This is a genomic window from Shewanella hafniensis (genome assembly GCF_019655335.1).
Classification (GTDB): Bacteria; Pseudomonadota; Gammaproteobacteria; order Enterobacterales; family Shewanellaceae; genus Shewanella; species Shewanella hafniensis.
The window spans coordinates 1-7,993 of record NZ_BPFD01000120.1 but is presented as its reverse complement, the minus strand read 5'-3'; the positions used below and the strand labels follow the sequence as shown (position 1 = coordinate 7,993).

The window sequence follows — 7,993 nt, the reverse complement described above, 5'->3', positions numbered from 1 at the left end:
TCATTTATCATTAAAGACACAATGTCGCTTGATAAATCAACATTTTTTCAAGCTATGTCACTTTAATGGATTGAGAGTTATTATTTTGACGCTTATTTGTACAACTCAATCATCATTCCTGTACAAACTCATTCACGCCTCAATTGTAAATCAAGTGTTACATTTTAATTTTATGAATGAGCTAAGCCTTAAGCATTAAACTGGGCAGGTTGAAAATACCTTCTACATTGGATTATGTCTCGAAGTCCGTGGAGACATAAAAAGAAAATGGAGTTCAACATGCATAAGAAACATTTAATAGCAGTCGCGGTCGCAACTGGACTTGCTTACTTCCCTGTTAACGCTAATGAATACCAAGCCACTATGGTCAATGTGCCGCAATCTAAAGCCATCAAAGATACTTACATCGTTGTATTCAATACCCCAAGTGTTCTTAATCTCAGTAATAACAATGCCATATCTGAGTTTGCTACTCAGCAGGCCGAGAGTTTAGTGAATCAATATGATGTCAGAGTGATGAGAAGCTTTGGCAGTGCCCTCAATGGCGTACTCATCAATGCAAGCCCCCAACAGATTAAAGCCTTGCGTAGCGATCCTAAGGTGAAATACATAGAACAAGATCAAGTGATGTCAGTAACGCCCATGATGGAAGCCAATGCAGACCAACCGAGTCCGACCTGGGGCATAGACAGAATCGATCAACGCAACTTGCCATTGGATAGCAACTATCACACAGATTACGATGGCTCAGGTGTGACCGCCTTTGTTATCGATACTGGCGTGCTAAATACCCACAATGAGTTCGGCGGCCGTGCAAGCAGTGGCTATGACTTTATCGATAATGATTACGACGCGACTGACTGTAACGGCCATGGTACCCATGTGGCGGGGACGATTGGTGGCTCAACCTACGGTGTCGCAAAAAACGTCAATGTGGTGGGTGTCAGAGTGCTCAACTGTTCAGGTTCTGGCAGTAACTCTGGCGTGATTGCTGGGATAAACTGGGTGAAAAACAATGCTTCTGGCCCGGCGGTCGCGAACATGAGTTTAGGGGGCGGCGCCTCCCAAGCCACAGATGATGCCGTCAATGCCGCCGTAGCTGCGGGGATCACCTTCGTCGTCGCGGCCGGCAATGATAATAGTAACGCCTGTAACTACTCTCCAGCCCGCGCAGCTGATGCCATCACAGTTGGTTCAACCACCAGTAACGATTCCCGCTCGAGTTTTTCTAACTACGGGACTTGTTTAGATATTTATGCGCCCGGTTCGAGCATCACTTCCTCTTGGTATACCTCAAATTCGGCGACTAATACCATTAGTGGCACCTCAATGGCTTCCCCCCATGTGGCAGGCGTCGCAGCATTATACTTAGATGAAAATCCTAACCTCTCACCCGCACAGGTGACGAACTTACTCGCGACGCGCGCCACTTCGGGCAAAGTCACAGATGCTAAGACAGGCTCACCGAATAAGTTACTGTTTTCACTTGCAAGCGATGATGGTGGCTGTGGTAATAATTGCCCCGTTGACGAAACTCCGCTGCAAAATAATCTGGGTATCGCGATCAGTGGAGCCACAGGTTCAGCAACTTATTACTACATTGATGTCCCCGCAAATGCGGCCAGTTTAGGCATCAACCTCGCGGGGGGCTCTGGCGATGCGGATATTTATGTCAGCCAAGGACAAAAACCGACGACGACCAGCTATCAATGCCGCCCATATCAAAATGGTAACAATGAGAGCTGTAATTTTACCGCACCTGCGGCGGGTCGTTGGTATGTGATGGTCCAAGGCTATAACAATTATGCTAACGCCCAGCTTACCGCCAGCTATAACCTTAATGGCGGCGGAAATTGTACCGATGCGAACTGCTTAACCAATGGCGTACCTGTCACGAATTTGAGCGGAGCAACGGCAACTGAAGCCCTGTATAAAATCGTCGTCCCTGCCAATAGCCAGCTGAATATTGCCACCAGTGGCGGCACTGGCGACGTGGATCTGTATGTCAAAGCAGGGACTGTCCCAACGACCACCAGCTATGATTGTCGCCCCTATAAAAATGGTAACAATGAAAGCTGTTCGATTACCGTGACTCAAGCGGGAACTTACCATGTTATGTTACGTGGTTATGCTAATTACTCGGGCGTTCAACTGAGCGCAAGCTACTAACGAGTGAATCGGTTCAGTGAGTTTTGAATCAAACTCAAGCCCACTAAGGTAACAACTGAGTGGGCTTTTTAGTGGTTTATTCAGAAGGCTATCTCGCCAAGTAGCATTAATAGCTCGATTAATAACTTGGAGACTTAGCGAGAATAACCGTTGGTTTTGCTTCGAGTTGCAAACGCTCGATCACAGCGGCGAGCTTTTCAACGCTAAGGCGAATTGGGGTCGGCATACTGGCAAATTCGATGCTGAGCAGCAAGTTTTTCACTTCGAGCCCTAATTCTGTATCGCCTTCAATACTCAACTTACGCTGGAAGAATAGCGTGTCGGGATCTTCCTTTGCTGCTGCCACTAACACCAGTTCAGCCGAGTTGGCACTAAAGCTCACCTGCGCGTCGGTCAACTCTCTGACTTGCCACTTGCCATTAAAACTCACCTCAAAGGCCAGATTTAAATCATCCACTCGGATCGCAACCCATTTATCACTCAAAAATCCGAGTTCATCATCTGCAGCTTGCTCGGCGAGTAATAGCCCAAGTAATTGGCTGATCACTTTCGCTTTGAGGCTAAAGGGCATTTTAGCAAGGGGAAAGCCAATGGCTTTTGGAGTGAATTCTAAAAGTTGCTGAGCGATTTTTGCGGAAAAAACAGCGGACATGGCGTAAACCCTACAAGAATAAAACATATATATCCCAGTTTATCGGGATTTTATGATCTTAAACCTGTTTTAAATCAATTCATCGCCATTCAATCTTACCTACACTCAGCGGCTATCATTTTATCGGGAGCATCACTATGGAGCTGTTGTGTCCAGCAGGAAATCTGGCCTCGCTAAAGTCGGCATTACATGCCGGAGCCGACGCAGTGTATCTAGGACTAAAAGACGACACCAACGCGCGCTCGTTTGCAGGATTAAACTTTACCCCAGCAAAGTTGCAAGAAGCCACTGAGCTGACGCAAAAGCACGGCAAGAAAATTTTTTTGACCTTAAATACCTTTCCAAAACCCGGTGAAGAGCACCGTTGGTATCAGGCCATTGATTTAGCGGCAAAACTGGGTATGGATGCATTAATTGTCGCCGATCTTTCTTTACTCGATTATGCCCATAGGCACTATCCCAAGCTGCCACTGCATTTATCGGTGCAGGCCAGTGCGACTAATCTCGGGGCGCTGAGCTTTTATAAGGAAGCCTTTAACATCGCCAGAGTCGTGTTGCCGCGGGTGTTATCGATGAAACAAGTGCGTGACCTTGCCAAGGTTAGCCCAGTGGATTTAGAAGTGTTCGCCTTCGGTAGCCTGTGCATAATGGCCGAAGGCCGTTGCCAGCTGTCATCCTATGTAACGGGACAATCGCCCAATACTGGCGGCTCTTGTTCACCGGCAAAACACGTGCGCTGGCAGGAAGAAGGCCAGAACCGATTAACGCTGCTCAATGATGTGTTGATTGATAAGTCGGCCCTTGATGAACAGATGGGCTATCCCGTGGTATGTAAAGGCCGTTACATCACGGAAGATCAAGATTCGCCGCAGTATTTACTCGAATCACCAACCAGTTTGAATACCTTAAGCCTACTGCCAGAACTCGCTAAGGCGGGCATAGTGTCGCTAAAAATCGAAGGCCGCCAACGCAGCCCTGCCTATGTTGAGCAAGTTACGAGAGTTTGGCGCCAAGCCATAGACACCTATCGAGATAACCCCGAACTGTACTCAACAAGCCAAAACCAACCCCATTGGGAACAAACCCTTGCAAAAGTTTCCGAGGGTCAAATCACCACACTTGGCGCCTACGAGCGTGATTGGCAATAAAGGTTAATGGACAGAGCGCCAGATTAACAAAGGATAAGTAATGCATATTTCCCTAGGCCCGCTGTTGTATTGCTGGCAAAAACAACAGGTCACCGATTTTTATCAGCAAGTCGCCGCCAGCCAAATTCCCTTAGTGTATTTAGGCGAGGCCGTCTGCAGTCGTAGACGTGAACTCAAGTGGGGCGATTATCTAGAGCTGGCGCAAATGCTTAAGCAGGCGGGTAAAGAAGTGGTGATATCAACGCTGGCGTTAATCGAAGCGCCATCGGAATACACTGAGCTGAAACGCCAGGTCGATAACGGCGAATTTATCGTTGAAGCGAACGATATGGCGGCAGTCTATCTCGCCAACGAGCACAAGCTGCCCTTCGTCTGCGGCGCGAGTATCAATAACTACAATCGCGCCAGTTTAGACATTTTGCAGCGATTTGGGATGCAAAGGTTTGTGATGCCAGTGGAGCTATCAAAGGCTTGGCTTAGCCAAGTGATCCACCAAAAGCCGCCATTTGAAGTAGAGGTCCTCGGCCACGGCTATTTGCCCCTCGCCCATTCGGCGCGCTGCTTTACCGCTAGGCACAAACAGCTCACCAAAGATCATTGTGAAACTGTGTGCCGTGAATACAGCAAAGGGCTACTCGCGCAAACTCAAGAGCAGCAGCCTTTACTCAGGCTCAATGGGATCCAAACCCAATCCGCTAGCTGTTTAGATTTACGCAGTGAAATAGCAACCATGGTAAAGATGGGCGTGGATGTGTTTCGGGTATCACCCAGTAGCTTTGACTGCATCACCATAGCCAATAACTTGGTCGATGCGATTAACACGTTTGAAAATGCTCGAGATTTTTCTATTGGCAGCGATGTGAACCTAGAGACAACCCAGTGTAACGGCTATTGGTTTGGAGAAGCGGGCCTTGCTGTGCATGCGACTCCCTAGCCTAACTCTTGATCTGTGCATGACTCTTGGCTGGTTCGATCTTGGTTGGAGTGTAACTGACTGAAAAGCAGCACAGTGGTCCAGCACAATAAACTCCCCAGCCCTATCCATTCCAGTAGGGCTGGCCACCACAAACTAGGACGCGGCAGCTGCAATACCATCTCCTGATAAAACGGCCTATCGCCTTCGGTCAAACCTAAATCCAATTGCGGCGCATACAGAAACGTCATCATGCTGCACAACACAATGAGGGCTAATAACCCAGTCCAACGGCCAAAATAAGACTTGCCGAGACAGACCCAGGCTAAGTAGAAAATTGCACTTAAGCTTCCCAGATAGAAAAACCATTTCAACCCTAAAACGTGCAAGTGATACACGTTCACCGGAAATAATCCCACGCTCGCTAAGGCTAAAAAAGTGCACGCCAAACTAATAAAGAAAGGATATCCCCAAAAAGACATCACCTGCTGTAGCGAAGACAAACAATAAAACACAAGACTTAAGCTGCCAAAAAACAATCCCCCGTTAAGGATCACAGCAAAAGACGAGTGACCATAAGTCCCCAATTCGCTAAGGGTATGATTTAAAAAATTAAAGCGATGGGATTCGACATCATCGAATCCTAAAACAGTCATCACAATACCGATTAGAAGCCCAAAGATCCCCAGAAAACCAAACTTAATGGCCAATGTCGAGCCGCCTTTAATCTTAATCTTCTCTACTTTTGTCGTCATGAATACTTGAGTTGGATAGGAGTGATACTAACTTACATGGAAATGAGAAGATTTAAAGCGGCGGGTATCCGCTTTATGAATAATATTTTACTTTCATCGTTATTAGCGACTATTTAGTCAACACCTAAAGCATCAGGATGCTGAGGTAGCTCACTCATCTCACTGAGCAGATTTAACGGCTTGTCGCATAAAAATGTGCCGAGTAGCAAAATAGACTGAGCATCACAGTGGTAGCCGTAAAGTCTTGCTGCCCACGCCATGTAGAAAGTGTTATCACGATAGCCCGCTTATATCGCACAAAAAACCAACTAATAGGGCTGTAAGGCTAAAGTTACTGATGTTTTTTCGTGCAGAAACAACATCTCAATCGTTTTAACTACAACACCACACAAAGAATTAACCCACCAGAAACAAGAATACTTAACACAATGTTTATAATGAGTTTTTACTTGTATCCACCCGGAAGCATCGACCTAATATCACCGACAACTTAAGTAAAATAACTATGCTGTTTTGCTGCTTGTATCAAACTAACTAGCGAATCGTTTTACATAGACAAGCTAAGCGAGTAATCTTCCCCATTCTCGTTTTTGAGTTGAATTTAAATGCACCTTAATTGGCGTCAACAGCGTGTTACGTGCGGCTATTAATTCAAATTTACCATGTACGACTCGTACTTTAAGGTGTACAAAATTGGCTACTGAAAATAAAAATCGAAACATTAAGACGATACTCACCTTTATCGTCCCTTCACTGATCGGTCTGTTGTTATTTATGACCCCTATCAGTTACAACGATGCGATCACTATTCCTATCGCGATTATCTCTAAAGCACTGCAAGGCGCATTGAGCGGCGTGTTAACCCTTATAGTAACCATAATTATCGTGGTTACGGCGCTGGCCTCTTCGCTGTCAAAAGCATTTAAGCCTAAGTTTGTGGCCCAGAATCACTTCCTTAATGCCTTATTGAATGTCAGTCCATTATGGTTGGTCACACGGATCATAGGTGCAGTGTTTGTCGTACTGACCTATTTAGGCTTAGGCCCAGAGGCTATTAACTCCACAAGCACTGGTGCATTAGTCTTAAATGACTTACTGCCCGTGTTGTTTTCTGTTTTTATCTTTGCGGGTATGTTGTTGCCGCTGTTACTGAACTTCGGTCTGCTCGAACTGTTTGGCACACTATTAACCAAAATCATGCGCCCCGTGTTCAATCTACCAGGTCGCAGCGCAATTGATTGTATGGCCTCATGGCTAGGTGATGGCAGTGTGGGAATTTTGCTGACCAGCAAACAATACGAAGCCCGTTTTTATACCCAAAGAGAAGCGGCGGTTATCGGCACAACCTTCTCGGCGGTATCGATTACCTTCAGCCTAGTCGTGATCTCGCAAGTTAAGTTAGAGCACATGTTTGTGCCCTTCTATTTGACTGTGTGTCTCGCCGGTTTTGCCGCCGCTGTGATTGTGCCTAAGCTGCCACCGCTATCGTGGAAGAAAGACAACTACATAGACGATACCCCACGCACGCCAGATGATGAGTTGATCCCCGCGGATCGCAATGCTTTCTCTTGGGGTTTTGATAAAGCCTTAGAAAAAGCAGCCAGTGCTGGTGGTATCAAAGGCGTATTGAATGAAGGCGTTAAAAACGTTGTCGATATGGTGTTTGGCATTCTCCCTGTCGTCATGGCCATTGGTACTTTGGCGCTGATTATTGCCGAGCACACGCCTATCTTTAATTATCTGGGTATGCCGTTTATTCCATTGCTCGAATTACTGCATATTCCAGAAGCGACTGAAGCCTCTAAAACAATTGTGGTGGGTTTTGCGGATATGTTTATTCCGTCGATTCTGGCCAGTTCAATTGAATCGGATATGACCCGCTTTGTAATTGCAGCACTATCTGTGACTCAATTGATCTACATGAGTGAAGTGGGTGCATTACTTATCGGCAGTAAAATCCCCGTCAATTTTGTTGAGCTCTTCATGGTATTTATTCTACGTACCTTAGTGACTCTGCCTGTTATCGCGGGTGTAGCGCATTTATTGTTCTAACATTACGCTAGTTTGGGCCTAACGTAGGTTTTAATGTAAGTCTAACAAGCGTTCCAAAAAAGGGGAGTCAGATTAACTGACTCCCCTTTTTTGCACTAACTCATACACGAACTGGCTGATTTGATTATATAGCGTAACTTAATCGTACAATCTTCACTCGACAGCACACAACTCACTTTGGGACAAAAATGAGTTAGGTTATTAACTCTAACTCGTCATTTTCGGATGAAAATCTCTATGGGCTAACGCCGAAAATAAGCGGCAGCCCTGCAGCGCAGCGAAAGGGCTGTCCGGTGCAGGGCCC

6 protein-coding genes are annotated in these 7,993 nt (G+C 46.2%); 4 read left to right on the top strand and 2 right to left on the bottom strand.

Features of this window, described 5'->3' with window-relative positions; all coding sequences use genetic code 11:
- Nucleotides 1-279: 279 nt before the first annotated feature.
- Nucleotides 280-2,169, top strand: coding sequence for a S8 family peptidase (locus K5Q99_RS20715; protein WP_220777999.1), 1,890 nt, complete (start codon nucleotides 280-282; stop codon nucleotides 2,167-2,169).
- Nucleotides 2,170-2,287: 118 nt separating this feature from the next.
- Here K5Q99_RS20715 and ubiT read toward each other — a convergent pair whose 3' ends face one another.
- Nucleotides 2,288-2,821, bottom strand: a complete 534-nt coding sequence (gene ubiT, locus K5Q99_RS20710; RefSeq protein WP_106651277.1) for a ubiquinone anaerobic biosynthesis accessory factor UbiT — start codon at nucleotides 2,819-2,821, stop codon at nucleotides 2,288-2,290.
- Between the two features lie 137 nt (nucleotides 2,822-2,958).
- On the opposite strand from ubiT, the gene ubiU reads away from it, so the two are divergent.
- Nucleotides 2,959-3,969: a ubiquinone anaerobic biosynthesis protein UbiU gene (gene ubiU / locus K5Q99_RS20705; RefSeq protein WP_220777998.1), complete on the top strand. Its 1,011-nt coding sequence runs from the start codon at nucleotides 2,959-2,961 to the stop codon at nucleotides 3,967-3,969.
- 40 nt (nucleotides 3,970-4,009) lie between these two features.
- Nucleotides 4,010-4,903, top strand: coding sequence for a U32 family peptidase (locus K5Q99_RS20700; protein ID WP_220777997.1), 894 nt, complete (start codon nucleotides 4,010-4,012; stop codon nucleotides 4,901-4,903).
- Here K5Q99_RS20700 and K5Q99_RS20695 read toward each other — a convergent pair.
- On the bottom strand, nucleotides 4,900-5,637 hold the full coding sequence (locus tag K5Q99_RS20695; RefSeq protein ID WP_220777996.1) for a DUF998 domain-containing protein: 738 nt from the start codon (nucleotides 5,635-5,637) through the stop codon (nucleotides 4,900-4,902). The two genes, K5Q99_RS20700 and K5Q99_RS20695, sit on opposite strands and share 4 nt — an antisense overlap.
- Nucleotides 5,638-6,330: 693 nt before the next feature.
- Here K5Q99_RS20695 and K5Q99_RS20690 point away from each other — a divergent pair.
- Entirely contained in the window at nucleotides 6,331-7,689 is a 1,359-nt protein-coding gene (locus tag K5Q99_RS20690; RefSeq protein ID WP_220777995.1) for a YjiH family protein, read from the top strand.
- Nucleotides 7,690-7,993 lie beyond the last annotated feature (304 nt).